The organism is Bacillus sp. FJAT-27001 (assembly GCF_019039175.1).
Lineage (GTDB): Bacteria > Bacillota > Bacilli > Bacillales > Bacillaceae > Bacillus > Bacillus velezensis.
In genome coordinates, this window is record NZ_JAHOAA010000002.1 from 318,500 (window position 1) to 344,383 (window position 25,884).

Annotated in this window: 28 protein-coding genes and 1 other annotated feature; of the genes, 22 read left to right on the top strand and 6 right to left on the bottom strand. The window is 47.1% G+C overall.

What is annotated here, in order from left to right; translation table 11 throughout:
* Positions 1 to 17 precede the first annotated feature (17 nt).
* Positions 18 to 782, top strand: coding sequence for a tRNA threonylcarbamoyladenosine dehydratase (locus tag BGM27_RS06280; protein WP_007408200.1), 765 nt, complete (start codon positions 18 to 20; stop codon positions 780 to 782).
* Positions 783 to 897: 115 nt separating this feature from the next.
* On the opposite strand, the gene BGM27_RS06285 is transcribed toward BGM27_RS06280, so the two are convergent.
* On the bottom strand, positions 898 to 2,166 hold the full coding sequence (locus BGM27_RS06285) for a replication-associated recombination protein A (RefSeq protein WP_003152729.1): 1,269 nt from the start codon (positions 2,164 to 2,166) through the stop codon (positions 898 to 900).
* Positions 2,167 to 2,360: 194 nt separating this feature from the next.
* Here BGM27_RS06285 and cymR point away from each other — a divergent pair, with 194 nt between their 5' ends.
* From cymR to BGM27_RS06325, 8 genes are all read left to right on the top strand, one after another.
* Positions 2,361 to 2,777 carry a cysteine metabolism transcriptional regulator CymR gene (gene cymR, locus BGM27_RS06290; protein ID WP_003152730.1) on the top strand — a complete coding sequence of 139 codons (417 nt, stop codon included), beginning with the start codon at positions 2,361 to 2,363 and terminating at the stop codon, positions 2,775 to 2,777.
* Positions 2,778 to 2,795: 18 nt separating this feature from the next.
* Positions 2,796 to 3,935, top strand: coding sequence for a cysteine desulfurase family protein (locus BGM27_RS06295; RefSeq protein WP_007408201.1), 1,140 nt, complete (start codon positions 2,796 to 2,798; stop codon positions 3,933 to 3,935).
* A gap of 36 nt (positions 3,936 to 3,971) precedes the next feature.
* Entirely contained in the window at positions 3,972 to 5,087 is a 1,116-nt protein-coding gene (gene mnmA, locus BGM27_RS06300; RefSeq protein ID WP_007408202.1) for a tRNA 2-thiouridine(34) synthase MnmA, read from the top strand.
* Between the two features lie 87 nt (positions 5,088 to 5,174).
* The gene (locus BGM27_RS06305) at positions 5,175 to 5,795 is read left to right on the top strand and encodes a tetratricopeptide repeat protein (protein WP_088461189.1); all 621 of its coding nucleotides are present in this window, start codon (positions 5,175 to 5,177) and stop codon (positions 5,793 to 5,795) included.
* Between the two features lie 18 nt (positions 5,796 to 5,813).
* A complete protein-coding gene (gene recD2 / locus BGM27_RS06310; protein WP_007408204.1) occupies positions 5,814 to 8,192 on the top strand; it encodes an SF1B family DNA helicase RecD2 in 2,379 nt (792 codons plus the stop codon).
* A gap of 118 nt (positions 8,193 to 8,310) precedes the next feature.
* Positions 8,311 to 8,769: a PRC-barrel domain-containing protein gene (locus BGM27_RS06315; protein ID WP_007408205.1), complete on the top strand. Its 459-nt coding sequence runs from the start codon at positions 8,311 to 8,313 to the stop codon at positions 8,767 to 8,769.
* Positions 8,770 to 8,781: 12 nt separating this feature from the next.
* Complete coding sequence (locus BGM27_RS06320; RefSeq protein WP_003152738.1) at positions 8,782 to 8,973, top strand: hypothetical protein; 192 nt, start codon at positions 8,782 to 8,784, stop codon at positions 8,971 to 8,973.
* A gap of 21 nt (positions 8,974 to 8,994) precedes the next feature.
* On the top strand, positions 8,995 to 9,126 hold the full coding sequence (locus BGM27_RS06325; protein WP_003152741.1) for a YrzQ family protein: 132 nt from the start codon (positions 8,995 to 8,997) through the stop codon (positions 9,124 to 9,126).
* Positions 9,127 to 9,161: 35 nt separating this feature from the next.
* Here BGM27_RS06325 and BGM27_RS06330 read toward each other — a convergent pair whose 3' ends face one another.
* Genes BGM27_RS06330 through BGM27_RS06345 form a run of 4 tightly spaced genes read right to left on the bottom strand, consistent with a single transcriptional unit; the run spans position 9,162 to position 12,120 of the window.
* Entirely contained in the window at positions 9,162 to 9,818 is a 657-nt protein-coding gene (locus BGM27_RS06330) for an amino acid ABC transporter permease (protein ID WP_007408206.1), read from the bottom strand.
* Positions 9,819 to 9,836: 18 nt separating this feature from the next.
* Positions 9,837 to 10,487 carry an amino acid ABC transporter permease gene (locus BGM27_RS06335; protein ID WP_007408207.1) on the bottom strand — a complete coding sequence of 217 codons (651 nt, stop codon included), beginning with the start codon at positions 10,485 to 10,487 and terminating at the stop codon, positions 9,837 to 9,839.
* 56 nt (positions 10,488 to 10,543) lie between these two features.
* Entirely contained in the window at positions 10,544 to 11,371 is an 828-nt protein-coding gene (locus BGM27_RS06340; RefSeq protein ID WP_007408208.1) for a transporter substrate-binding domain-containing protein, read from the bottom strand.
* Between the two features lie 20 nt (positions 11,372 to 11,391).
* Positions 11,392 to 12,120 carry an amino acid ABC transporter ATP-binding protein gene (locus BGM27_RS06345; RefSeq protein ID WP_007408209.1) on the bottom strand — a complete coding sequence of 243 codons (729 nt, stop codon included), beginning with the start codon at positions 12,118 to 12,120 and terminating at the stop codon, positions 11,392 to 11,394.
* A gap of 220 nt (positions 12,121 to 12,340) precedes the next feature.
* Here BGM27_RS06345 and BGM27_RS06350 point away from each other — a divergent pair, with 220 nt between their 5' ends.
* The 13 genes from BGM27_RS06350 (at position 12,341) to BGM27_RS06410 (ending at position 25,626) form a co-directional block, all read left to right on the top strand.
* Positions 12,341 to 13,402: an AI-2E family transporter gene (locus BGM27_RS06350; RefSeq protein ID WP_007408210.1), complete on the top strand. Its 1,062-nt coding sequence runs from the start codon at positions 12,341 to 12,343 to the stop codon at positions 13,400 to 13,402.
* A gap of 43 nt (positions 13,403 to 13,445) precedes the next feature.
* Positions 13,446 to 13,653: a binding site (T-box leader), on the top strand.
* A gap of 80 nt (positions 13,654 to 13,733) precedes the next feature.
* The gene (gene alaS, locus BGM27_RS06355; RefSeq protein WP_007408211.1) at positions 13,734 to 16,370 is read left to right on the top strand and encodes an alanine--tRNA ligase; all 2,637 of its coding nucleotides are present in this window, start codon (positions 13,734 to 13,736) and stop codon (positions 16,368 to 16,370) included.
* An 84-nt stretch (positions 16,371 to 16,454) separates the two neighbouring features.
* On the top strand, positions 16,455 to 16,721 hold the full coding sequence (locus BGM27_RS06360) for an IreB family regulatory phosphoprotein (RefSeq protein ID WP_003152749.1): 267 nt from the start codon (positions 16,455 to 16,457) through the stop codon (positions 16,719 to 16,721).
* Positions 16,722 to 16,729: 8 nt separating this feature from the next.
* Positions 16,730 to 17,146 (top strand): Holliday junction resolvase RuvX, encoded by a 417-nt coding sequence (ruvX, locus tag BGM27_RS06365; RefSeq protein WP_003152750.1) that lies wholly within the window; start codon positions 16,730 to 16,732, stop codon positions 17,144 to 17,146.
* Positions 17,147 to 17,158: 12 nt separating this feature from the next.
* Positions 17,159 to 17,440 carry a DUF1292 domain-containing protein gene (locus BGM27_RS06370; protein ID WP_003152751.1) on the top strand — a complete coding sequence of 94 codons (282 nt, stop codon included), beginning with the start codon at positions 17,159 to 17,161 and terminating at the stop codon, positions 17,438 to 17,440.
* Positions 17,441 to 17,550: 110 nt separating this feature from the next.
* Positions 17,551 to 18,642 (top strand): endolytic transglycosylase MltG, encoded by a 1,092-nt coding sequence (gene mltG / locus BGM27_RS06375; protein ID WP_007408212.1) that lies wholly within the window; start codon positions 17,551 to 17,553, stop codon positions 18,640 to 18,642.
* Between the two features lie 151 nt (positions 18,643 to 18,793).
* The gene (locus BGM27_RS06380; RefSeq protein WP_007408213.1) at positions 18,794 to 19,447 is read left to right on the top strand and encodes an O-methyltransferase; all 654 of its coding nucleotides are present in this window, start codon (positions 18,794 to 18,796) and stop codon (positions 19,445 to 19,447) included.
* 6 nt (positions 19,448 to 19,453) lie between these two features.
* On the top strand, positions 19,454 to 20,383 hold the full coding sequence (locus tag BGM27_RS06385) for a peptidase U32 family protein (RefSeq protein WP_007408214.1): 930 nt from the start codon (positions 19,454 to 19,456) through the stop codon (positions 20,381 to 20,383).
* Positions 20,384 to 20,400: 17 nt separating this feature from the next.
* Positions 20,401 to 21,669 carry a peptidase U32 family protein gene (locus BGM27_RS06390; protein ID WP_003152759.1) on the top strand — a complete coding sequence of 423 codons (1,269 nt, stop codon included), beginning with the start codon at positions 20,401 to 20,403 and terminating at the stop codon, positions 21,667 to 21,669.
* A 6-nt stretch (positions 21,670 to 21,675) separates the two neighbouring features.
* The gene (udk, locus tag BGM27_RS06395) at positions 21,676 to 22,311 is read left to right on the top strand and encodes a uridine kinase (RefSeq protein ID WP_003152763.1); all 636 of its coding nucleotides are present in this window, start codon (positions 21,676 to 21,678) and stop codon (positions 22,309 to 22,311) included.
* 253 nt (positions 22,312 to 22,564) lie between these two features.
* Complete coding sequence (gene greA / locus BGM27_RS06400) at positions 22,565 to 23,038, top strand: transcription elongation factor GreA (RefSeq protein ID WP_003152766.1); 474 nt, start codon at positions 22,565 to 22,567, stop codon at positions 23,036 to 23,038.
* Positions 23,039 to 23,091: 53 nt separating this feature from the next.
* Positions 23,092 to 24,846: a peptidoglycan D,D-transpeptidase FtsI family protein gene (locus BGM27_RS06405; protein WP_020954249.1), complete on the top strand. Its 1,755-nt coding sequence runs from the start codon at positions 23,092 to 23,094 to the stop codon at positions 24,844 to 24,846.
* A 63-nt stretch (positions 24,847 to 24,909) separates the two neighbouring features.
* Positions 24,910 to 25,626, top strand: coding sequence for a YrrS family protein (locus BGM27_RS06410; RefSeq protein ID WP_007408217.1), 717 nt, complete (start codon positions 24,910 to 24,912; stop codon positions 25,624 to 25,626).
* 39 nt (positions 25,627 to 25,665) lie between these two features.
* Here BGM27_RS06410 and BGM27_RS06415 read toward each other — a convergent pair whose 3' ends face one another.
* A complete protein-coding gene (locus BGM27_RS06415; protein WP_007408218.1) occupies positions 25,666 to 25,869 on the bottom strand; it encodes a YrzA family protein in 204 nt (67 codons plus the stop codon).
* Positions 25,870 to 25,884 lie beyond the last annotated feature (15 nt).

The following is a 25,884-nucleotide window of genomic DNA, read 5'->3' on the forward strand; positions in this document are numbered from 1 at the left end:
AATGTGGAGTGAGGTTCTTGTTACATCAGTTTTCCAGAAATGAGCTAGCGATTGGAAAAGAAGGGCTGGACACGTTAAAAAACAGCACGGTGGCCGTTCTCGGCGTCGGCGGAGTCGGTTCATTCGCAGCCGAAGCATTGGCGAGGTCCGGAGTGGGGCGGATCGTGCTTGTCGATAAAGATGATGTTGACATTACAAACGTAAACCGCCAGCTGCATGCGCTCTTGTCGACGGTGGGACAGCCGAAAACAGACTTGATGAAAGAGCGGATCGCGGATATTAATCCGGATTGCGATGTCGTCGCCTTAAAAATGTTTTATACGGAAGAGACGTATGAGCAGTTCTTTGAGCATCCGCTCGATTACGTCATTGATGCGTCGGATACGATTCATTATAAAATTCATCTGATGAAAGAATGTCTGAAACGGAATGTTCCGCTGATTTCAAGCATGGGAGCGGCGAATAAAACAGACCCGACACGCTTTCAGATTGCTGATATTTCAAAAACCCATACCGATCCGATTGCCAAAGTTGTCCGCACAAGGCTTCGTAAAGAGGGCGTTAAAAAAGGCGTACAGGTCATTTTTTCTGATGAAAGCCCGATCGTCATCCGTGAAGACGTCAGAAAAGAAGTCGGGAATGATGAAGCGAAAATCCGCAAAGCGCAAATGCCGCCGTCTTCCAACGCCTGGGTTCCGTCAGTGGCCGGTCTGATTATGGGCGGACATGTTGTCATGGAGCTCTTAAAGGACATCGACATTAAACGGGTTAAAGATAAATAAAAAGAAAAACAGCCTTCTTCAGGAAAGGCTGTTTTTTTATTTGAATCCGCCGTTTACACGAAAGATTTTGGCTGGTATCAAAAAAGACAAGAACACATAGGGTGTCCTTGTCCGGTTATTTTTTCTGCTTCATCAGTTTTTCATACACTTGCTTTATGGCGGCTTCAAATTTCCCCGTTTGTTTCGGTTTATAGTATTGCTTGTTTTTTAACGGATCAGGCAAATATTGCTGTTCGACCCATCCGTTCTCGAAATCGTGAGGATATTGATAGCCGATCCCGCGTCCGAGCTCTTGGGCCCCTTTATAGTGGGCGTCTTTTAAATGTTTCGGCACATCGCCGATTTTACCCGTCCTGATGTCTTTGAGCGCCTCATCAACGGCTGAGATGGCGGAGTTTGATTTTGGCGAGAGGCATAATTCGATTACCGCATTGGCCAGCGGAATTCTCGCTTCCGGAAAGCCGATCCGTTCTGCGGTCTGAATCGCGCTCAGCACCCGGGGGCCTGCCTGCGGGCTTGCGAGGCCGATATCTTCATAGGCGATCACGAGAAGCCTTCTTGATATGCTTTCAAGGTCGCCGGCTTCGATCAGACGGGCCAGATAATGAAGGGCGGCGTTTGCGTCCGAGCCTCGGATCGATTTTTGGAAGGCGGATAAGACGTCATAATGCGCATCGCCGTTTTTATCATGAGTATAGCTTTTTTTCTGCAGACATTCTTCCGCTGTTTCCCGTGTAATCCGGATCGTGCCGTCGCTTGATTCCTTTGTGGAGAGCACGGCAAGCTCCAGTGCGTTCAAAGCGGAACGGACGTCTCCTCCGCACCCTTGTGCGAAATGATCCATCGCGTCGTCGTCCACCGAAACGCTGTAGGAGCCGAGTCCCCGGTGTTCATCTGTGAGCGCTCTTTTCAATGCCTGCTTGATCAGATCGGGTGTTAACGGTTCAAGCTCAAATATCTGGGTCCGGCTTCTGATGGCGGGATTAATGGCATGATAAGGATTGGCGGTCGTCGCGCCGATTAAAATAATCATGCCGTTTTCTAAATAGGGCAGCAGAAAATCCTGCTTTCCCTTATCAAGCCTGTGCACTTCATCAAGGATTAAAATGACCTGGCCTGACATTTTCGCTTCCTGTACGACAATCTCCATGTCTTTTTTATTATGAATGACGGCATTCAATTTCCTGAATGCGATGCTTGTCGATCCTGCGATCGCTGTGGCGATGGACGTTTTTCCGATGCCCGGCGGTCCGTACAGGATCATGGATGATAAGTGCTTTGCACGCACCATTCTGCCGATGATTTTATCTTCTTTGACCAAATGTTCCTGGCCGATAATGTCTTCGATATTGGCAGGCCGCATCCGATACGCCAATGGTTTCATGAACATCTCTCCTTACATATACAGGGTAACGGAAAACGGACGATTAGAAAAGCGAATTGCGGCGGGCCCCGTGTTTCAATGAAAATTAGGATAAGTTATGTTATAATAACAGTTGGTCTATAAGATACTAAACAGATTATTCATATCCATTTACTTGTATAAATTAACAATTAGAATTGACTGGGGTGTTCATATTGAAAATATCGACAAAGGGAAGATACGGGCTCACCATTATGATTGAATTGGCGAAAAAGCACGGAGACGGTCCGACGTCGCTCAAAAGCATCGCCCAAACAAACAGCCTTTCTGAGCATTACTTGGAACAGCTTGTATCACCGCTGAGAAACGCCGGACTCGTAAAAAGCATCAGAGGCGCTTACGGGGGTTACGTGCTCGGGGGCCAGCCTGAAGAGATAACGGCCGGAGATATTATCAGAGTGCTGGAAGGGCCGATCAGCCCGGTAGAAGTGCTTGAGGATGAAGAGCCTGCCAAGCGGGAGTTATGGATCCGCATCCGCGACGCTGTAAAAGACGTGCTGGACAGCACGACGTTAGAAGACCTTGCGAGCTACACGGACGGCGAGCAGGAAGCTTATATGTTCTATATTTAAACCAGAGGTGTACAGACAATGGAACGGATTTATTTAGATCATGCCGCGACTTCCCCGATGGATGAGCGTGTGCTCGAAGAAATGAAGCCCCATTTCTTCGGCAGTTTCGGCAACCCGTCAAGCATTCATTCATTCGGGAGAGAATCCCGGAAATGGGTCGATGAAGCGAGAGCGGACATCGCGCGCGAAATCAGTGCGAAAGAACAGGAAATTATTTTCACAAGCGGCGGCACGGAGGCTGATAATTTAGCGATTTTCGGAACGGCTGCCGCCCGGAAGAATGAAGGTAAGCATATCATTACGACCGCTATTGAGCATCATGCTGTATTGCACGCCTGCGAAAAGCTGGAAGAAGACGGCTTTGAGGTGACATACCTCATCCCCGGCCCTTCAGGACGGATCAGTGCAAATCAGGTGAAAGAAGCGCTCCGTGATGATACAATCCTTGTTACCGTCATGTATGGCAATAACGAAGTCGGTACCATTCAGCCGATTGACGAAATCGGAGAGCTGTTAAGCGGGCATCAGGCCTATTTTCACACAGATGCCGTCCAGGCATTCGGTTATATGCCGATTGACGTGAAAAAAAGCAGAATTGACATGCTGTCTGTTTCCGGTCACAAGCTTAACGGGCCTAAAGGGACAGGCTTTTTATATGTAAATCAAGAGGTGAAGCTGTCACCGATTCTTCTCGGGGGAGAGCAGGAACGAAAGCGCCGCGCGGGGACGGAAAATGTACCGGGCATCGCCGGCTTAAAAGAAGCGGTCGTCCTTTCAAACCGTGAGAGGGAAGAGAAAACAGCGAAGTATAAGGAGTTTAAGAACATCATCATGAGCACGCTGGAAAAATCCGGCGTCACAGCGGAGGTGAACGGAGATGCCGAGAAATGCCTGCCTCATATTTTAAACCTTTACTTTCCCGGTGTGCCGGTGGAAGCGCTGCTGGTCAATCTTGACATGGAAGGCATTGCCGTCTCCAGCGGATCTGCTTGTACGGCAGGATCCGTTCTTCCGTCCCATGTGCTTACGGCCATGTTCGGAAGTGAGAGCGGCAGACTGACTTCGTCAATCCGCCTCAGCTTCGGCCTCGGCAATACGGCGGAACAAATCGAAACAGCCGCCGAAAAGCTTGCCGCCGTCGTTAAACGGCTTGCTTAAAACGGCGGACTTACGTTTTTAATGGAGTGAATGCAAATGGAAAAACGGCCGGAGGATACAAGAGTCGTAGTCGGCATGTCCGGCGGCGTGGACTCTTCCGTGGCGGCCCTTCTGCTGAAGGAGCAGGGCTACGATGTAATCGGAATCTTTATGAAAAACTGGGATGATACGGACGAAAACGGTTATTGCACGGCGACGGAAGATTATGAAGACGTCATCCGGGTCTGCAACCAGATCGGAATTCCGTATTATGCCGTCAATTTTGAGAAGCAATATTGGGAAAAGGTATTTCAATATTTCCTTGATGAATATAAAGCCGGAAGAACCCCCAATCCGGATGTCATGTGCAATAAAGAAATTAAGTTTAAGGCTTTCTTGGATCATGCTCTGTCACTCGGCGCGGATTATCTTGCGACGGGCCATTACGCCCGCGTGGACAGAAGCGCAGGTACAGTGCGCATGCTCCGCGGTCTGGATGAAAACAAGGACCAGACTTATTTTCTGAATCAGCTCAATCAGGAACAGCTCAGCAAAGTCATGTTCCCGATCGGTGATCTGCAAAAAAGCCGCGTGCGGGAAATCGCCAAAGAAGCGGAACTTGCGACAGCTGCGAAAAAAGACAGCACGGGAATCTGCTTTATCGGCGAACGCAACTTCAAAACGTTTCTCAGCCAATATCTCCCCGCTCAGCCGGGCGATATGATGACAATGGACGGAGAAGTAAAAGGGCGTCATGACGGTCTGATGTATTATACTATCGGACAGCGCCACGGTCTTGGAATCGGCGGAAGCGGCGAGCCGTGGTTCGCCGTCGGTAAAGATCTTGAAAAAAACATTCTGTATGTTGATCAAGGATTCCATAATCCGCTTCTGTATTCCGATAAGATCACGGCGACAAATGTCAGCTGGACGCGTCCCGGTCTGATGGACGGCGGCGAAATGACATGCACGGCGAAATTCCGCTACCGTCAGGAAGATCACAAAGTAACGGTGAAAATGACGGGTGATGATGAAGCGGAAGTCATTTTTGACGGGCAGGTACGCGCCGTTACGCCGGGACAAGCCGTCGTTTTTTATGACGGAGAAGAGTGCCTCGGCGGCGGAACGATAGATGACGTTTATAAAGACGGAACAAAACTGTGGTACGTATAATACATGTAAAAAACCTCAACTCGCATGTTGGGGTTTTTTAGCGAAAGGAAGTTAAAAATGGATTATAATAAAATCGGGATTGACGCCATGCAGGAGGGCGATTTTGAAAAAGCGGCGGAGGCTTTTACGAAAGCGATTGAGGAAAACGGTCAAGATCCGGTGCCGTATATCAACTTCGCAAATCTGCTTTCTTCTGTGAACGAACTCGAACGGGCGCTTGCATTCTATAACAGAGCCCTCGAATTGGACAATTCGGCGGCAGCCGCTTATTACGGTGCGGGAAACGTATATGTGATGAAAGAATCGTTTTCCGAAGCGAAGGATATGTTTGAAAAAGCGCTTCGCTCCGGAATGGAAAACGGAGATTTGTTTTATATGCTGGGGACCGTTCTCGTTAAATTAGAGCGGCCGAAGCTTGCACTGCCATATTTGCAGCGTGCCGTTGAATTAAATGAAAATGACACGGAAGCACGCTTCCAGTTCGGAATGTGCCTCGCAAACGAAGAAATGCTGGATGAAGCTCTGGCGCAGTTTGAGACGGTGATCGAGCAGGACCCAAGCCACGCGGACGCATTTTATAATGCCGGGGTCGCTTACGCGTACAAAGAAAATCGTGAAAAGGCGCTTGAGATGCTGGAAGGCGCAATCGGCATACAGCCTGATCATATGCTTGCGCTTCATGCGAAACAGCTTATCACCCAGTCATAACAAAAGGAGGGAAGGCTCGTGGATCAGCTGAACATCGAAGAACAGCCGTATGTAAAAGGCGTCATTCATACGGTCATTTATCACAATGACACCAACCTGTATACAGTGCTGAAAGTCAAGGTTGCAGAAACGTCTGAGGCGATCGAAGACAAGGTCGTATCCGTAACGGGCTACTTCCCTCTGCTGCAAGAAGATGAGACCTACACATTTTACGGAAAAACCGCCACGCATCCTAAGTTCGGCCTGCAATTTCAGGCTGAGCACTTTAAAAAAGAAATTCCGACCACAAAAGAAGGGATCATTCACTATTTATCAAGTGATCTGTTTGAAGGAATCGGAAAAAAAACGGCGGAAGAAATCGTCAAAAAGCTCGGAGACGGCGCGCTCAATAAAATTCTGACGGATGCGTCGGTGCTTTACGATGTGCCGAAAATGTCGAAAAAGAAAGCGGATAAGCTTGCCGGAGAGCTGCAGCGGCATCAGGGGCTTGAGCAGATTATGATCTCTCTGAACCAATACGGTTTCGGGCCCCAGCTATCCATGAAAATATATCAGGCCTACGAAACGGAAACACTGGAGAAAATTCAGGAAAATCCTTATCAGCTTGTAAAAGACGTTGAAGGCATCGGCTTTGTGAAAGCTGACGAGCTGGGCGGAAAAATGGGTCTGTCAGGAAACCACCCGGAGCGGATCAAAGCGGCTATCTTATATACAATTGAATCGACCTGTCTTTCAGAGGGCCATACGTACATAGAAACAAAGCAGCTGATAATCAATACGCAAACGCTCCTGAATCAGTCAGCTGAAGGCGGCCGCGTCACGGAAATGGATGCGGCTGACGGCATCATCGCCCTCGGAGAGAGTAAGGATATCGTCATAGAAGGAGAACGCTGCTATTTTCCGTCCTTGTTTTACGCCGAACAAAATGTCGCAAAACGCGTGCTCGACATTGCGGCTCAGACGGAGTATGCCGATCAATTTCCTGAATCGGAATTTCTGCTTGCACTCGGTGAACTGGAAGAACGGATGAATGTTCAATACGCACCAAGCCAAAAGGATGCCATTCAAAAAGCGCTGTCTTCACCGATGCTTTTACTGACCGGAGGACCCGGGACGGGGAAAACGACCGTTATTAAAGGAATCGTGGAATTATACAGTGAACTGCACGGAGTATCGCTTGACCCCGGTGATTATAAAAAAGACGAGGCGTTCCCGGTGCTGCTTGCCGCGCCGACGGGAAGAGCCGCAAAACGGATGAGCGAATCTACGGGTCTGCCGGCTGTTACGATACACAGGCTGCTCGGCTGGAATGGCGCTGAAGGCTTTACCTACAATGAAGATCAGCCGATAGAAGGGAAACTGATCATTATAGACGAAGCGAGTATGCTCGATATCTGGCTCGCCAGCCATTTGTTTAAGGCGCTTCCTAAGCACATTCAGCTCATTGTCGTCGGTGATGAAGACCAGCTTCCTTCAGTAGGACCGGGGCAGGTGCTCAGAGACCTTTTGGCTTCTGAGGTGCTGCCAACCGTGCGCCTGACAGATATTTACCGTCAGGCTGAAGGATCATCCATTGTGGAACTTGCGCATGATATGAAAAAAGGACTGCTTCCAAAGGGGCTGACCGCGCCGACAAAGGACCGCTCATTTATCCGCTGTAATTCTTCACAGATTAAAGAAGTCGTGGATCAGGTCGTCTCGAACGCGTTAAAAAAGGGGTATACCTCCAGGGATATTCAAGTGCTTGCCCCGATGTACAGGGGAAAAGCGGGAATTAACGAGCTGAATATGCTTCTTCAAGACATCATGAATCCGCCGAAAGAAAAAAGGCGGGAGCTGAAATTCGGTGATGTCGTCTACAGGACGGGCGATAAAATATTACAGCTTGTCAACCAGCCGGAAAACAATGTGTTTAACGGCGATATCGGCGAAATCGTATCCATTTTTTATGCCAAAGAAAATACGGAAAAAGAAGACATGGTCGTCGTCTCGTTTGACGGCAATGAAATCACCTTTACGAAAAAGGATTTCAGCCAGTTTACCCACGCGTACTGCTGTTCCATTCATAAGTCGCAGGGGAGCGAATTCCCGATTGTCGTCCTGCCTGTCGTCAAAGGCTACTATCGAATGCTCAGGAGAAATCTGCTTTATACCGCCATAACAAGGGCGAAAAAATTTCTGATTCTTTGCGGAGAAGAAGAAGCGCTTGAATGGGGCGTCAAAAACAATGATGCCACCGTCAGACAGACGTCACTTAAAAACAGGCTCACAGAGCAGACTGAAGAGATGGATGCAGAACTGGCCGCCCTGCAAAAAGAGCTGCCGTTCAGTGTATATGATGCGAACATCGGAATGGAAGGCATCACGCCGTTTGACTTTATGGAAGAAAAAGCGTAAATAAAACCCAGAGCATAAACATGCGCCGGGTTTTCGCCTGTGGAAGTCATTTCAAAGTATGCTGCCCGGCTTCTTGGCAAAACCTATACGTGTTCAACAAAAGGTGGTTGATCACACTTTGAGAACATGCCATGCAGCTGAAGGACGAACAGTATATGACGAAAACACCGGGCGCAGTCTCGGGATGATATCGGATGTATGTTTCTCTCTGGACGGCCGGTTTCTCGGTTTCGTGCTGGAGCAGAAACGCCTGTTTCACAACCGCCATCTTTTTTTAGAGGCAAGTGATATAAAAGAGATGGATCAAGAAGCCGTAGCTGCCGGTCATGCTCATTTGCAGCCTTTGCCGAAGAGCTGTTTCACCTTTGAACAGATTAAGATGCAGCCGGTGAAATCGCCTGATGGTGAAATGTTCGGTTTGCTGGAAGATGTATACTTTTGTTTGGACAGGGGCATAATCGTAGCATATGAACTCTCGGACGGCTTCTTTTCAGATCTGGCTGGCAGACGCCAAGTGCGCCGCGCCGCCGATACGCTTATTGAAGCGGGGAAAGAAGGCATCGTCCTGAACGGATAAGAGGTGTAGTCTGTGCTTGTATGTCCGAACTGCAAAAGTAAAGATATCGGCAAAATCGGCGTAAACCAATACTATTGCTGGGGCTGCTTCATTGAGCTGACGGTAGCCAAAGGCAAAATTGCGACACATCAAGTAGAGGAAGACGGCACGTTAAGCAGTCTTGATGATTTGTTTTCTGAAGACGAACGCAGTATCAATTTTTAAAGTTGAAAGGAGATACGCGCGATGGGCAGAACAATGACCTCTCTGTTGGCTTTAGGAGCTGGAGCCGTTATGTATCGTATGGCTTCTCAGTCCGATATGCTGAATAAAAAAGGTATGAAACGGATGAGAAGACGAGTCATGAAAATGTTTTAAGCAGAAAAAAGGATACTTCTCCGGAAGTATCCTTTTTACGTTTGTCTCGCTTCCAGCCGTCTGGCTGCGAGAGACAGGCTGTAATTGACCGCGAAATACATCAGGGCCGCCAGCAGAAAGATCGGGAAAAAGTACCCTCCGTCAGCGCTTTGTCCGTTTAAAATCTGCGCGTTATGAATCAGTTCGGGCAGAGCGATGACGACCGCAAGTGACGTATCCTTTAATAAAGAAATAAACTGGCTCACAATCGGAGGAACCATACGCCTGAGCGCCTGCGGCATGACGATGAGAAAAAGAGTCTGCGTGTACGTCAGTCCTGAAGAACGCGCCGCTTCAAGCTGTCCTTTGTCAACGGATTGCAAACCGCTTCTGATGATTTCTGACAGCATGGCCGATTCAAAAATCGTAAGCGCCGTGATGGCGGCCGCGGTAATTTCCAGCTTGACCCCGATTTCCGGAAGGGCAAAAAACGTAAAGAAAATGATTAATAACAGCGGCAGGTTGCGGATGGTTTCCACAATGGCCGCTATAATGCCCGAGACGATAGGAATTTTCGCATAGCGCAAAGTGCCGGCGGCAAGCCCGAAAATAAAACTCAGGACAATGGAGATCAGCGCAACATAAAGTGTGACCAAAAAGCCGTCCCATAAAAACAGCAGATGGTCAGGTGTATAGGCGCCGCTAAAATCCATGTTTTTCACTCTCCTTCTCTAATAACTCTTTCCGAGACGTCTTTCCAAATAGTGAACCCCGATGCTGAGCGGGATCGTTACTATCAAATAAAAAAGCGCGACGAAAATATAGACATCAAACACGACAAGAGTGCTTGAGGAAACGAGATCCGCCTGATACATCAAATCGAGTCCCGCCACCACTCCGAGTATTGATGAGTTTTTGACAAGGTTGAGAAATTGGTTTCCGAGCGGGGGAATCACGATCTTTACGGCCTGAGGAAGAATGACGTATCTCATCGCCTGACTGTAGGTGAAGCCTGACGATCTGGCCGCTTCCATCTGCCCTTTGGAGACAGTCTGAATTCCGGCTCTGATGGCTTCTGCGATAAAGGCCGACGTGTATATCGTCAGCGCAATCGTTCCCGCCTGAAAGCCGTCCAATCTCAGCCCAGCGTTCGGAAGTCCGAAATAAAAAACGAATGTGATGAGGAGAAGCGGGATGTTGCGGATAAATTCCACATACGCAGTGCCGATCCATTGAAGGGGTTTGAAAGCCGTGATTCTCATGACTGCGATCAGAACGCCCAGCGCAAAGCTGCCTGCCAGCGCGATGAAGCTCGCAAGCAATGTGTGCAGGAAACCGTCCATATACATATCGAAGTTTTCCGTTAAAATTGAAAAGTTCATCTATGTCACTCCTTATAAAACGGGGATGAGCATGCCTGCTCATCCCGCGGTCCTTTCTATTTTGCCGGTTCTTCTTTAATCCATTTTTTATAGATTTTTTCGTACCTGCCGTCGGCTTTCATTTTTTTCAAAGAGGCGTTGATTTCCTTGATGAGTCCGGATTGGCCTTTTTTGACGGCGATTCCGTAAGGTTCATCGGTGAAGGTTTCGCCTGTCAGCTGATATTGTTTATTTTCATCTGCCATGCCGTATAAAATCGCATTATCGGTTGTGAGCGCATCTCCCTGTCCCGCTTTAAGCGCAGTGAACGCTTCGGCGTAATTTTCAAATTCCAGCACTGAGGCGTCAGGCGCTTTTTCTCTGATGTTTTGTGAGGAAGTAGAGCCTTTTACCGCCAATACTTTTGAGCCTTTTCCCAGGTCTTCGGTGCTTTTGATGCTGCTTCCTTTTTTGACGAGCAGGGATTGCCCGGCTTCAAAATAAACATCTGAGAAATCAACTTCTTTTTTCCGCTCATCCGTTATCGTCATCGTGGCGGTGATGGCATCGATATCGCCGTTTTGCAGCATCGGAATTCTCGTTTTTGATGTCACTTCTTTAAATTCCGCTTTCTTCTCATCCCCCAGAATATCTTTTGCGAGCTGTTTTGAGATATCAATATCGAAGCCTTCAATATCACCGGAGCTTGGGTTTTTCAGCCCGAATAACCTCGTGTCGGTTTTGACGCCGAAGATGATTTTGTCTCTGTCTTTAATAGAGGCTAACGTGTCTTTTCCCGTTCCTTTTGAATCTCCGGACGTTTCTTTCCCTCCGCAGGCGGCCAGCATAAAGACGGCCAGCAGTGATATCAATCCGAATGACAGCCATTTTGTTACGCGTGACATAAGCACTCCTCCGTTTCTTTTCAGTGATTTAAAATACGGCTTAAGAATAAACGCGCCCTCTCTTCACGGGGGCTTTCGTAAAATTCAGCCGGTGCAGCTTCTTCTAAGATGGCTCCGCCGTCGATAAACACGATGCGGTCCGCCACTTCTTTTGCGAATCCCATTTCATGTGTGACGACTGCCATGGTCATGCCTTCCTTTGCGAGTGTTTTCATGACATCCAGCACTTCCCCGATCATTTCCGGGTCAAGCGCGGATGTGGGTTCATCAAACAGCATAATTTCGGGCTTCATCGCAAGCCCCCTGGCGATGGCGACACGCTGCTGCTGGCCGCCCGAAAGCTGTGAAGGATAAGCGTCCGCTTTTTCCGGTATACCGACTTTTTTCAAATAGTATAAGGCCGTTTCTTTTGCTTCTTCTTTTGATTGCTTAAGCACTTTGATCGGTGCGAGCATGATGTTTTGCAGAACGGTTTTGTGCGGGTACAGATGAAAATGCTGGAACACCATGCCGATATTGCGGCGGACCTTATTTATATCCGTTTTCTTGTCATGGATGGAGACGCCGTTTACCGTTAAGGCGCCTCCATCAACTGTTTCCAGCTGATTAATGCAGCGGAGAAGCGTGCTTTTTCCCGATCCTGAAGGTCCGATGATAACGACGACTTCCCCTTTTTTAATGTGCAGATTAATGTTTTTCAGCACGTGGAAATGTCCGTAGTGCTTATTTACATCCTGAAATGAAATCATGGCCATCCTCCTTAAAAAAACATGAGTCATATTGACTGGACAGTTTTTGAAATCCTTTAACACATTACGATGGTTATACAGATTTTTATGAATATTATTTAGATTATTTCGTAATTTCTGATAATTTTTTCCGTCAAGAGGTCTGCGTCATAAGGCGGAGTTTATGAAACGGGAATAATTCCGGCTTTCTGTCAAAAGATAAAGCAAGAGGTGAAACGTCATGCTTCAAAAACCGCTGCAGCTCTTAATGTGGACGGCTGTATGTCTGCTCGTTTTGTTAACAGTGTATGTCTTTTGCATGCTCGATATGTTATGGTCTCCCATTTGGCTTGTTATAAAATCTCTCTTTATTCCTATATTCATCGCAGTATTTATTGCTTATCTTTTACTTCCGATTACTGAATGGCTTCATAGAAAAGGGATGCCTAGAACTTTAAGCCTGCTTCTGATTTATTGCCTGTTTTTCGGCGGAATCGGCTGGGGGGTTTATAAAGGGGTTCCTGTTTTAATTGAACAGCTGCAGGATCTGTCTGAGAGCATTCCCGGTCTTGCCAAAAACTACAACAGCATGCTGAAGCATCTGCATAATCACACGGATCATTGGCCTGACGGCATGCACCATCGAATGGACAAAATGATTCAGCAGACAGAAACGTTTCTTGCCGGCACGATTGAAAGCACGATCAGAAGCATCCGTTTCGTGCTTGATTATATCCTGATCGCGGCGACGATTCCTTTTCTCGTGTTCTATATGGTGAAGGATATAGACGTCATGAAAAAGACAGTCTGGTATTTGACGCCGAAGTCCTGGAGAAAAAGGGGGAGTGAATTTCTGCGGGATGTGGACGACTCTCTCGGTGATTACATCCGCGGTCAGCTTCTCGTTTGTTTTTTGCTCGGGCTAATAGCCGGCGTTTCATTTTGGCTGTTCGGGCTTCCTTACCCGCTGATTTTGGGCCTTGCCATCGGGATTACGAATGTCATCCCGTATTTCGGTCCGTTTATCGGCGCTGTACCGGCGCTGCTCCTTGCGCTGGCGATTTCTGCTAAAGCTGTGATCATCGTAATCGTCACGATTTTTATTCTGCAATTTATAGAAGGAAACATTTTGAGCCCGCTTATTGTCGGGCGCAGTCTCAGAATGCACCCCGTCGTGATCATGCTGGCGCTCCTTGCCGGAGGAGAGCTCGCGGGCATTCCCGGCATGATTCTCGCTGTTCCGGCGGCAGCCGTTTTAAAAGTGACGGCCATACACTTTTTGCGGATCAGGACGGAACATTGACATTCGGGTTCTGCTTGTCTATAATTTCGAGTAGAATACATACGAATCTCGAGTGACGGATATGAGTACGCCGAAGCCCTGTTTAAGAGAGAAGCTCCGATACGCTGAAAGGAGCTTCAGCAGAAGATCGGCCGAAGCTAATCCTGAGTGCAGTTAAAGGCTGCCGCAGTCCTGCGTTACGGGATGAAAGGTGACAGGCCTTTTTCGGCCTGTAATCAGGGTGGTACCGCGAGACAGCTCTCGTCCCTGTGTGAACGCATGGTTTGCATAGGGAGAGAGCTTTTTTGCTGTCGCAAAAGAGAATTTCGGGTAGTGATAAGGAGGAATATAGATGAAACACTTAACTTCTGCTGAAGTGCGTCAAATGTTTTTAGATTTCTTTAAAGAAAAAGGCCATGCCGTTGAACCGAGCGCCTCATTGGTTCCGCATGAAGATCCGTCTTTATTATGGATCAACAGCGGCGTTGCGACGCTGAAAAAATACTTTGACGGCCGCGTTGTGCCGGAGAATCCGAGAATTGTAAACGCGCAAAAATCAATTCGAACAAATGATATTGAAAATGTGGGGAAAACGGCGCGCCACCACACGTTCTTTGAGATGCTCGGAAACTTTTCCATCGGTGATTATTTTAAAGAAGAAGCGATCACGTGGGCATGGGAGTTTTTAACGAGCGAAAAGTGGATCGGCTTTGATCCGGAGCTGCTGTCTGTAACGGTTCACCCTGAGGATGAAGAAGCTTATACGCTATGGGCGGAAAAAATCGGCGTTCCGGAAGAAAGAATCATCCGTCTGGAAGGGAACTTCTGGGATATCGGCGAAGGCCCGAGCGGACCGAATACGGAAATTTTCTATGACCGCGGCGAGAAATACGGCAATGACCCGTCAGATTCTGAATTGTATCCGGGCGGCGAAAATGATCGCTATCTTGAAGTATGGAACCTGGTATTCTCAGAGTTCAACCACAACCCGGACGGCACGTACACACCGCTTCCGAAGAAAAACATTGATACGGGCATGGGGCTTGAACGGATGGTCTCCGTGATTCAGGATGTCCCGACAAACTTTGACACTGATTTGTTTATGCCGATTATTGAAGCAACAGAGCGCATTTCCGGAGATGCTTACGGAAAGGATGCAGTGAAGGATACGGCCTTTAAAGTGATCGCCGATCATATCAGAACGGTCGCATTTGCGGTAAGCGACGGAGCTCTGCCGTCAAATGAAGGGCGCGGGTATGTACTGAGACGCCTCTTGCGCCGGGCAGTGCGATACGCGAAAACCATCGGTATCAGCCGTCCGTTTATGTACGAACTAGTACCGACTGTTGCAGGAATTATGGACGCTTTCTATCCGGAGGTGAAAGAAAAGCAAGAGTTTATCGCCAAAGTCATCAAAACGGAGGAAGAGCGCTTCCACGAAACATTAAACGAAGGTCTGGCCATTTTATCCGACGTGATAAAGAAAGAGAAGGAAAAAGGCAGCGGCATCATCTCCGGAAAAGACGTATTCAAACTGTACGATACGTACGGATTCCCGGTTGAATTGACGGAGGAATACGCGGAAGATGAGCAAATGACGGTTGACCATAAAGGCTTTGAAGCCGAAATGGAAAAACAGCGTGAACGGGCGAGAAATGCGCGCCAAGATGTAGGAAGCATGCAGGTTCAGGGCGGCGCATTGCGCGACATTACCGCAGAAAGCACATTTGTCGGCTACAGTGCCGTAAAAGCTGAAGCGAAGGTGATCGAGCTTCTTCATGACGGGCAATTAATCAGCGAGGCGCATGAAGGGGATACCGTCCAAATCCTTCTTGACAAAACGCCTTTCTATGCTGAAAGCGGCGGACAGATCGGTGACAGAGGAGTGCTGAGAAGCGAGCAGGCTGTCGTAACCATTAAAGACGTGAAAAAAGCTCCGAACGGTCAGCATGTACACGAAGGCACGGTGGCTAGCGGCACGATTCAAAAAGGCGCAAGCGTGACGGCTGAAGTTGAAGATCAAATGAGAAGCGGCGTGGTGAAAAACCATACGGCAACCCACCTCCTGCACCAGGCGCTGAAAGACGTTCTCGGCACACATGTCAACCAAGCGGGTTCACTCGTTACCGAAAATCGCCTGCGTTTTGACTTCTCTCATTTCGGTCAAGTGACGAAAGAAGAACTTGAACGCATTGAAGGAATCGTCAACGAAAAAATCTGGGAGAGCATTCCGGTAGCGATTGATTTGAAACCGATCAATGAAGCGAAAGAAATGGGCGCGATGGCCCTGTTCGGCGAGAAATACGGCGATATTGTCCGCGTCGTACAAGTCGGAGATTACAGCCTTGAGCTTTGCGGCGGATGCCATGTCACGAATACGGCTGAAATCGGCCTGTTTAAAATCGTATCCGAATCAGGGATCGGCGCAGGGACGCGAAGAATTGAAGCCGTAACAGGAAAAGGCGCTTATCAGGAAATGAACAGCCAGCTCAGCCTTCTGCAGCACGCTGCGGACGAGCTGAAATCAAACGTAAAAGACGTACCGAAGCGAATTCAGTCTCTTCAAGCGGAGCTGAAGGAAGCGCAAAGAGAAAATGAATCATTGCTCAGCAAACTCGGCAATGTGGAAGCCGGAGCCATTCTGTCTAAAGTAAAAGACATCGGCGGCGTAAAAGTGCTGGCTGAAAAAGTAAATGCGAAAGACATGAACCACCTTCGCACTATGGTGGATGATCTGAAAGCGAAGCTCGGTTCTGCGGTCATCATTCTCGGCGCCGTGCAAAATGAGAAAGTCAACCTTTCAGCAGGCGTGACGAAAGACCTGATCGAAAAAGGTCTTCATGCCGGCAAAATGGTCAAACAAGCGGCTGAAGTCTGCGGAGGCGGAGGCGGAGGCCGTCCGGACATGGCGCAGGCCGGCGGAAAGCAGCCTGAAAAATTGGAAGAGGCGCTCGCATCTGCGGAAGATTGGATAAAATCCGTTTTATAATCCTTTCAACTAGTGTAGAATGATGATAAGATGAGGACCTCAGGCTGAACTTTGCCTGCGAATTTGGGAAAGAGGTGCAAAACGGTGAGCTCGTTTGATAAAACGATGAAATTTAATTTCTCCGATGATTCTGCTGAAACAAACGTCGAAGAAGTGCTGATTACGGTATATGATGCGCTTCAGGAAAAGGGGTACAATCCTATCAACCAGATTGTCGGATACTTGCTGTCTGGAGATCCTGCATACATTCCTAGGCATCGCGACGCCCGGAACTTAATTCGCAAACTGGAACGTGACGAATTAATCGAGGAATTGGTAAAATCCTATCTAGAACAGCATAAAGAGGCGTAAATACATTCATGAGAATATTGGGACTTGATCTTGGAACGAAAACACTCGGCGTAGCTTTAAGCGATGAAATGGGCTGGACCGCTCAAGGCATTGAGACGATAAAAATAAACGAGGCTGAAGGAGATTACGGTCTGGACCGTTTATCCGAGCTGATGAAAGACTATAATGTAGAGAAGATCGTGCTCGGTTTTCCGAAAAACATGAACGGGACGATCGGTCCGAGAGGCGAAGCCAGCCAAACATTTGCGAAACTGCTTGAAACAGCGTACAATGTCCCTGTTGTGCTGTGGGACGAGCGTCTGACGACGATGGCGGCTGAAAAAATGCTGATCGCGGCTGACGTCAGCAGGCAAAAACGAAAAAAAGTCATTGATAAAATGGCGGCTGTCATGATCCTTCAAGGATATCTGGACAGTTTAAACTAAGAGGTGAAAAAAATGGAACACGGCGAAAAACACATTACAATTGTCGATGATCAAGGCAACGAACAGCTTTGCGAAGTGCTGTTCACATTTGAAAACGACACATTCAACAAATCTTACGTACTTTATTATCCGATTGATGCTCAAGACGATGATGAAATCGAAATTCACGCTTCAAGCTTCGAACCGAACGAAAACGGTGAAGACGGCGAACTGATGCCGATTGAAACCGATGAAGAGTGGGAAATGATCGAAGAAACGCTGAACACGTTTTTAGCGGAAGAAGACGAAGAATAAAATGAACGGAAAAAGCCGGAGCGCATATGCGCTTCGGCTTTTTTTTGTAATAAATTGCCGAATGCACATGAATCATGTAGTATAAGAGCTGTTGGGAGGAAAATACTTGTATGAATATCAATCAGACTAAACATTCATTTCCGCGTAAAAACAAAAAAACGACGATAATACTGTCCTCCGTGATCGCTCTGCTTATCATCATTTGCGGTGCTTTTTTCTATGGAAAATCTCTGCTGTCTCCGGTTGACAAAGGCAGCAAAACGGCAGTCAATATTAATATTCCGAGCGGTTCTTCCGTTTCGGCAATCGCTGAAATTCTTGAGGATCAGCATGTCATCAAGAGCAAAAAAGCATTTCAGCTGTATGTGAAGTATAAAGGCGCTTCCGGGTTTCAGGCGGGATTTTACCACCTGAATAAAGGAATGGATGCGGATGCGATTATCAAAAAACTGACCGCGGGATCAACGGGATATGCCTTTCAGATCTCCGTTCCTGAAGGAAAACAGCTTACACAGATTGCGGATGCGATCGCAAAAGAAACATCATATTCAAAAGAAGAGATCATGGCGAAACTGGATGACAAAACATTCATCGGCAAACTGAAGAAACAGTTTCCTGATACGATAACGGACGCACTTTCAAACAAGAAGCTCAAGCATCCGCTCGAAGGCTATCTGTATCCGGCCACATATCCGTTTAATGATCCGGATGCATCGCTTGACACGATTTTGACGGCAATGGTTCAGGAAACAAACACCCGTATCGAAACGTATAAATCTGAACTGGAAAAAAAGAAACTTTCCGTTCATAACGCGCTGACGATGGCATCGCTTATTGAAGAAGAAGCCACCGCCAAAGCCGACCGTCACAAAATCGCCAGCGTTTTTTACAACAGGCTCGAAGAAAAAATGCCGCTGCAGACTGACCCGACGGTATTATATGCGGCCGGTAAGCATAAAAGCCGGGTCTACTACAAAGACCTGAAAATTGATTCTCCGTTTAATACGTATAAACATAAGGGGCTGCCGCCGGGACCGATTGCAAATGCCGGTGATTCATCATGGGAAGCGGCTCTCCGCCCTGACAAAACGGATTATCTCTATTTCCTTGCAAAATCAAACGGCGAGGTCGTTTTCACCAAAACATTAAAAGACCATAATAAAGCGAAGGAAAAGTATATTTCCAAAAAAGACAGCGAATAAAAGGAGGGCAAAAGCTCTCCTTTTATTCCATTCTGAAAGGTTTTATGATAAAATATATCGGGTTGTTTACTTATGGATAAAGAAGTGTCTTAAGAGAGTGTCCCCGCGGATTCGTCAGGGGCACTCCTTTTTAGAACGGAGGCTGTTTGCCGTGAATGATCGGTATGAACAAATAAACGAGTATATAAACGCGATGCTGAAGCCTCGGCCTGATAAAGTGAAAAAGCTTGAAGCCTATGCAAAAGAGCACCATGTTCCGATTATGGAAGAAGCGGGCATTGAAGTGCTGCTTCAAATGCTGTCGATTCAACAGGCGAAAAACATTTTGGAAATCGGCGCGGCAATCGGATATTCCGCCATACGGATGGCGCTTGAGCTTCCGGATGCGAATATTTACACGATTGAACGGGACGACAAACGCTATGAAGAAGCTGTGAACAATATAAAAGACTTTGAAATGGAAAACCGGATTCACGTAATGCACGGGGATGCGCTGGATCTTTCTGAGTCTGTCCGTGTCACGGCTCCTTATGATGCCATTTTTATCGACGCGGCCAAAGGCCAGTACACGAACTTTTTTGAGCTCTATGAACCGATGCTTGCGCCGGATGGAGTCATTTTTACGGACAATGTTCTGTTTAAAGGGCTGGTGGCACAAAATCACTCGGACATTGAGCCGAAAAGAAGACGGAAGCTTGTTGAAAAAATTGATCAATATAACCAATGGCTGATGGACCGGCCTGACTATCAAACGGTCATACTGCCGGTCGGAGACGGCATCGCCATCAGTAAAAAGAAGAGGTGAAGGATCATGAAAAAACCTGAACTTTTGGTGACTCCGACTTCTGTACAGGATATTCTTCCGCTCATTCAAGCGGGCGCAACGGCCCTGTTGGTCGGAGAACAGAGATACGGCCTGAGACTGGCCGGTGAATTTTCAAGAGAAGATATAAAAGAAGCCGTAAAGACAGCTCATCAGGAAGGCGCGAAAGTGTACGCCGCCGTCAATGCTATTTTTCACAACGAAAAAGTGGACGAGCTGAACGGCTATCTTGCCTTTTTGCAGGAGGCCGGCGTTGATGCGGCTGTTTTCGGTGACCCGGCCGTTTTAATGGCGGCGCGTGAAGCGGCTCCCGAGCTTAAACTGCATTGGAGCACGGAAACAACGGGAACCAACTACTATTCCTGCAATTACTGGGGACGCAAAGGCGCACGGCGGGCAGTGCTGGCTAAGGAATTAAATATGGACAGCATCATTGACATAAAAGAAAACGCCGAAGTGGAAATTGAAATTCAAATCCACGGCATGACGTGCATGTTCCAATCGAAGCGTTCTTTAGTGGGCCATTACTTCGAATACCAAGGTAAAGTCATGGACATCGAACAGAAGAAAAAAGAAGCGGGGATGTTTCTGCATGACAAGGAACGGGGCAATAAATACCCGATTTTTGAAGATGAAAACGGCACGCACATCATGAGCCCGAACGATGTGTGCATGATTGATGAATTAGAGGACCTGATGGACGCCGGCATCGATTCTTTCAAAATCGACGGAGTTTTGAAGTCTCCTGAATACTTAACTGAAGTGACCCGCATGTACAGAGAAGCAATCGATTTGTGCTTCGAAAGCCGAGAGACATACGAAGAGAAAAAAGAGAGCTGGATAGAGCGGATTGAAAGCATTCAGCCTGTGAACAGAAGCATCGACACAGGATTCTTCTTTAAAGAAACGGTCTATTAAAAAGGAGGGTGCAACGGATGACAGCCGTAAATCAAACCATTTCCAAAGTCGTAAACGGAAAACGCGTCATTACGAAAAAACCTGAACTCCTTGCTCCGGCAGGAAACCTTGAAAAATTAAAAATTGCCGTTCATTACGGAGCGGACGCGGTTTTTATCGGAGGACAGGAATACGGACTCCGCTCAAATGCGGATAACTTCTCAATAGAAGAAATTGCAGAGGGCGTAGAATTTGCCAAAAAATACGGGGCAAAAATATATGTGACAACAAACATTTTCGCCCATAATGAAAATATGGACGGTCTGGAAGAATACTTAAAAGCGTTGGGAGACGCAAAAGTTGCCGGAATTATCGTCGCTGATCCGCTGATTATTGAAACATGCCGGAGAGTGGCCCCGGACGTAGAAATTCACCTCAGCACACAGCAGTCCCTTTCCAACTGGAAAGCGGTGCAGTTCTGGAAAGAAGAAGGGCTTGACCGCGTGGTGCTTGCCCGTGAAACGAGCGGACTGGAAATTAAAGAAATGAAGGAAAAGGTGGATATTGAAATTGAAACCTTTATCCACGGCGCCATGTGTATCGCTTATTCAGGCCGATGCGTGCTGAGCAATCACATGACGGCCCGGGATTCCAACCGCGGCGGCTGCTGTCAGTCCTGCCGCTGGGATTATGACCTGTATCAGACAGACGGTGCAAACGCGGTCGCGCTCTATGACGAAGAAGACGCTCCGTTTGCGATGAGCCCGAAAGATTTAAAATTAATTGAATCCATTCCGCAAATGATCGAGATGGGCATCGACAGCCTGAAAATTGAAGGCCGGATGAAATCGATTCATTACGTTGCGACGGTTGTCAGCGTGTATCGCAAAGTCATCGACGCATACTGCGCTGATCCTGAAAACTTTGTCATTCAAAAAGAATGGCTGGATGAGCTGGACAAATGTGCAAACCGGGATACCGCGCCTGCTTTCTTTGAAGGCACGCCCGGGTATGAAGAGCAGATGTTCGGCGAACACGGAAAGAAAACAACATTTGATTTTGCCGGTCTCGTGCTCGCGTATAACGAGGAAACTCAAATGGTGACGCTCCAGCAGCGCAATTTCTTTAAACAAGGTGACGAAGTGGAATTTTTCGGTCCTGAAATCGACAATTTCACATTCACAATCGGCACTATTTGGGACGAAGACGGAAACGAGCTTGATGCTGCCCGCCATCCCCTGCAAATCGTTACATTTAAAGTAGACAAAAAGATTTATCCGAGCAACATGATGAGAAAGGGGAAGTAATCACCAATGGGTAAGAGTCCTGTAGTTATAGGCATCGCAGGAGGTTCCGGATCAGGAAAAACAAGCGTCACCCGTTCCATCTATGAACAGTTTAAAGGACACTCGATTTTAATGATCCAGCAAGACCTTTATTATAAAGACCAAAGCCATCTTCCGTTTGAAGAAAGGCTGAACACAAACTATGATCACCCGCTCGCATTTGATAATGACTATTTAATCGAGCATATTCAAGAGCTTTTGAATTACCGGCCGATAGAAAAGCCGATTTATGATTATAAACTGCATACGCGTTCTGAGGAAACCATTCCGGTTGAGCCGAAGGATGTCATTATTCTGGAAGGCATTCTCGTTCTCGAAGATAAAAGACTTCGCGACCTCATGGATATGAAACTTTATGTCGACACGGACGCGGATCTCCGTATCATCAGACGGATTATGAGAGATATTAACGAAAGAGGCCGTTCAATCGATTCTGTCATTGAGCAGTATGTGTCCGTCGTCAGACCGATGCACAATCAGTTTGTTGAACCGACGAAACGCTACGCGGACATCATTATTCCGGAAGGCGGGCAAAACCACGTCGCGATTGATCTGATGGTCACGAAGATTCAAACGATCCTTGAACAAAATGCAATTTTGTAATACCATAGCATAGACATAAATAACTCAGACCATATTATGTATAGGCTGGAAGGGAATGAGACAGTTCCCTTCTTTCCCTGTTTATAAACCGAAACATTTGCAGAAAACACACATTCAGTTTAAGATAAACAGTACCTATATGGGAGAGAAGAACGAGGACTGCCCTGTGTTCTCATTCTTGATTTTTTCGTTTATGCTCTCATACATAATCACACGTTATTGTTGAGGGACAACCACCAAGGAGTGAAGGAACATGGCACAAGAAAAAGTTTTTCCGATGACTCACGAAGGAAAACAAAAACTTGAACAAGAATTAGAGCAATTGAAAACGGTTAAACGTAAAGAAGTAGTAGAACGCATTAAAATCGCAAGAAGCTTCGGAGATCTGTCAGAGAACTCTGAGTATGATTCTGCAAAAGAAGAACAGGCATTTGTGGAAGGGCGCATCACGACGCTTGAAAACATGATCCGCAATGCGAAAATCATCGAGGACGACGGCGGTTCAAATGTAGTCGGTTTGGGAAAAACCGTATCATTCATCGAATTGCCGGACGGTGAAGAAGAATCTTACACGATTGTCGGAAGCGCTGAAGCTGATCCGTTTGAAGGGAAAATTTCAAACGACTCGCCAATCGCCAAAAGCCTGCTCGGCAGAAAAGTGGACGAAGAAGTGACAGTTCAGACGCCGGGCGGAGAAATGCTCGTGAAAATTGTGAAAATTTCATAAGATCCGTTTAACATTGAAACACCTCGTCCAAAATGTGGATGAGGTGTTTTTTTATGATCGTATCAAAAAGGCTGAAAGCGGCCGTGATTTGTTTTCTGCTCGTGTTTTTCTTTCTGCTTGCGAGGCTGGCTGAAATTCAGCTGTTTTTCACAGAATCTTTTTCAAAATCCAATATTAATCTGATTCAGGAAAGCGTCAAGCAGCGGACGGAAGAAGTCCTTATTTCAGACGGACGCGGCTCTTTTCTTGATCGGAACGGCAAAGAACTGACCGGAAAAAAGCAGCCTGCCGTCATACTGTTTCCCTTTCTCGTGACGCAGGATTGGCCGGTTGACCGGGTATCTGACATTCTCGGAATGAAACAGGGGGAGCTCAGGCAGCTGCTCACGGAAGCGAAAAAACCGGTGATCCTGAACAGCAGAAAAATAAAACATTTGACGAAACAATCCGTGTCAAATATCAATTCTTTGAAATATCCCGGCATTTACGGCGTATATATGAAAGACAGCAAAGAAACAAACATAGCCGCTCATCTGTTGGGCGCGACAAACCAGGACCCTGAGCTTTTGAAAAAGAAATACCCCGGCAGGAAGGAACTGCCGATCACGGCAAAAATCGGGACAAGCGGGATGGAGCGGACGTTTGATGAGTTTTTACTGGCGGATCAGGACACAAAACTTTTGTATCATGTCGACGGAAGGGGAAACCCTTTATTCGGAATGGACGTCAAATATACGGCTGAAGCAAACGCGTTTTATCCGCTGCAAGTCAAAACCTCCATCGACCGCAATATTCAAAAAGCAATGGAAGATGTATTGAAAGACCGCGGGTTAAAAAAGGGGGGAGCCGTCCTTTTAGACATTGAAAAAAGCAGTGTGCTCGGAATGGTATCAAAGCCTGACGCCGACATGTCAAAGCAGCAGACACTGCAAAATTACATGCTGACGCCGATTTATCCGGGATCAGTATTTAAAACGGTGATCGCCGCGGCCGCAATAGAACAAAACGAAGTGAAGCCGGGCACTTCCTTTAACTGCAATCTCAACCTGTACGGAGAGCCGGGGGATGACAAAGGCACGCTCAGTTTTGGAGAAAGCTTTGCCCAAAGCTGCAATTATACGTTTACAAGTCTTGCGGAAAAATTGATCAAAAAAGATGATTCCGTTATTGAAAACATGGCGGAAAAACTCGGTCTCACACAGCGGGCGGGCTGGGAAGGCAAGCTGTACCGGGAAGACGGATTCAGGCAGCTGTATAATGAAAAAAGCGGGGTCATTTGGGGAGATGACAAAGACAAAACCGTAAAAAAAGCCGTCGCACAGACGGCGATCGGGCAAAAAAACGTGAAAGTCACGCCTCTTGAAGTCGCCAATATGATGGCGGCGATTGCGCGCGGCGGTGAAAAAAAACAAGTCAAAATCGCGGACAAAATTGAATACAAAAACAAAACGACGATGGCGTCATTCAAAGATCAGCCGTTAAAAGGGGAAAACATCGACAAATATACGGCGCAGCAGCTTCAAAAAATTCTCAGAGAAGTCGTCACCTCACCGAAAGGAACCGGCCGAAGGTTTCAGGACCTGCCGTATGAGATAGCAGGCAAATCGGGAACGGCCCAGACGGGAATGTTCACAAAAGAAAAACAGACGCTTTACCACAAATGGTTTGCGGGATACTTTCCCGCGGACAAGCCGAAATACGCTCTGGTGGTGCTGCACATGGACACGCCGGGGGATAAGGCTCTGACAAATACAGTGTTTTATGATATTGTTAAAAAGGTACATGAAAATGAAATAAATCAGACATAGAACAACCGCTCAGCCCATGTTAAAATATATGCTGAGCAAGAGGGATAAAGGAGTGCAGAATGATTGAGCAATAAACAATCTCGTTTTGAAAACCGTGATAAGCGCAGAAAAGCAAATATGGTGCTTAACATTTTAATTGCTATCGTATCTATTCTTATTGTCGTCGTTGCCGTCAGCCTCTTCATCAACAGTCCGTCGAGCGACGTGAGCGAAAAAGCGGACACGAGCCAGAAGCAGGAAACACCTGCATCAGGCAAGACGAAGCAGACATCCGATGAAGACATAAAAGACAGCAAAAAAGATACGGCATCAGACGATGACAAAAAAGATAAACAGGATAAGGACACATCTGATTCATCTTCAGACTCTGACAGCAAAAAAGACGATGATTCATCGAAAAGTGATGACAGCAGCAAAAAAGACTCTGATTCAAGCGATCCTTTTAAAGGCGCAAAAATAACAGAGGGCGGCTCATCAAGCGATGTCGAGAAAACAATTGTTAACCCAAAATGGAAAGCGGTCGGCACAAAGCAGACGGGAGAACATACGGCGACGTATGACTCAAGCTCTGAAGACTGGTCCGAAATGCTTGACGCCATCTCTTACGCAACAGGCGTGTCAAAAGATCATATGACAGTGCTGTGGCTCGGAAACAATGGAAGCCCGCAAGATGCGAAGGGTAAAGTTTTAGACAAAACGAACGGCAAAAAATATCAGGTCACCATCACTTGGAAAGACAAAAAAGGCTGGAAGCCGACAAAAGTAGAAACCTTAAAATAACCGCAAAAAAGCAGCTGATTATTCAGCTGCTTTTTTCTGTCATACGTCAGCTGAAAAATGCACCGACGCGCTGTAAAGGATTCTGCCGTCAACGGCCGTCACCTGATGGGATACGGAACGGACGCGAAGCATAATCGCCTGGTTGTTTTCAATCTGAACGTTTATTTTTTTTTCAAGCTCCTGCAAAGATACCGCTTCGAAAAATTCTACTTTATCTTTGATTAAATCCAATTGAAAATTCATCAGTACAGATCCTCC

Excerpts from the sequence above, each read along its gene's own strand:
- BGM27_RS06305 (WP_088461189.1), top strand. The coding sequence starts at position 5,175 with ATGCAGGAGGGCGATTTTGAAAAAGCGGCGGAGGCTTTTACGAAAGCG.
- BGM27_RS06285 (WP_003152729.1), bottom strand. The coding sequence starts at position 2,166 with ATGAAACCATTGGCGTATCGGATGCGGCCTGCCAATATCGAAGACATT.
- alaS (WP_007408211.1), top strand. The coding sequence starts at position 13,734 with ATGAAACACTTAACTTCTGCTGAAGTGCGTCAAATGTTTTTAGATTTC.
- BGM27_RS06330 (WP_007408206.1), bottom strand. The coding sequence starts at position 9,818 with ATGGATTTTAGCGGCGCCTATACACCTGACCATCTGCTGTTTTTATGG.
- BGM27_RS06295 (WP_007408201.1), top strand. The coding sequence starts at position 2,796 with ATGGAACGGATTTATTTAGATCATGCCGCGACTTCCCCGATGGATGAG.
- BGM27_RS06385 (WP_007408214.1), top strand. The coding sequence starts at position 19,454 with ATGAAAAAACCTGAACTTTTGGTGACTCCGACTTCTGTACAGGATATT.
- udk (WP_003152763.1), top strand. The coding sequence starts at position 21,676 with ATGGGTAAGAGTCCTGTAGTTATAGGCATCGCAGGAGGTTCCGGATCA.
- ruvX (WP_003152750.1), top strand. The coding sequence starts at position 16,730 with ATGAGAATATTGGGACTTGATCTTGGAACGAAAACACTCGGCGTAGCT.
- BGM27_RS06340 (WP_007408208.1), bottom strand. The coding sequence starts at position 11,371 with ATGTCACGCGTAACAAAATGGCTGTCATTCGGATTGATATCACTGCTG.
- BGM27_RS06405 (WP_020954249.1), top strand. The coding sequence starts at position 23,092 with ATGATCGTATCAAAAAGGCTGAAAGCGGCCGTGATTTGTTTTCTGCTC.
- mltG (WP_007408212.1), top strand. The coding sequence starts at position 17,551 with ATGAATATCAATCAGACTAAACATTCATTTCCGCGTAAAAACAAAAAA.
- mnmA (WP_007408202.1), top strand. The coding sequence starts at position 3,972 with ATGGAAAAACGGCCGGAGGATACAAGAGTCGTAGTCGGCATGTCCGGC.
- BGM27_RS06390 (WP_003152759.1), top strand. The coding sequence starts at position 20,401 with ATGACAGCCGTAAATCAAACCATTTCCAAAGTCGTAAACGGAAAACGC.
- BGM27_RS06370 (WP_003152751.1), top strand. The coding sequence starts at position 17,159 with ATGGAACACGGCGAAAAACACATTACAATTGTCGATGATCAAGGCAAC.
- BGM27_RS06345 (WP_007408209.1), bottom strand. The coding sequence starts at position 12,120 with ATGATTTCATTTCAGGATGTAAATAAGCACTACGGACATTTCCACGTG.
- BGM27_RS06415 (WP_007408218.1), bottom strand. The coding sequence starts at position 25,869 with ATGAATTTTCAATTGGATTTAATCAAAGATAAAGTAGAATTTTTCGAA.
- BGM27_RS06350 (WP_007408210.1), top strand. The coding sequence starts at position 12,341 with ATGCTTCAAAAACCGCTGCAGCTCTTAATGTGGACGGCTGTATGTCTG.
- greA (WP_003152766.1), top strand. The coding sequence starts at position 22,565 with ATGGCACAAGAAAAAGTTTTTCCGATGACTCACGAAGGAAAACAAAAA.
- BGM27_RS06335 (WP_007408207.1), bottom strand. The coding sequence starts at position 10,487 with ATGAACTTTTCAATTTTAACGGAAAACTTCGATATGTATATGGACGGT.
- BGM27_RS06325 (WP_003152741.1), top strand. The coding sequence starts at position 8,995 with ATGGGCAGAACAATGACCTCTCTGTTGGCTTTAGGAGCTGGAGCCGTT.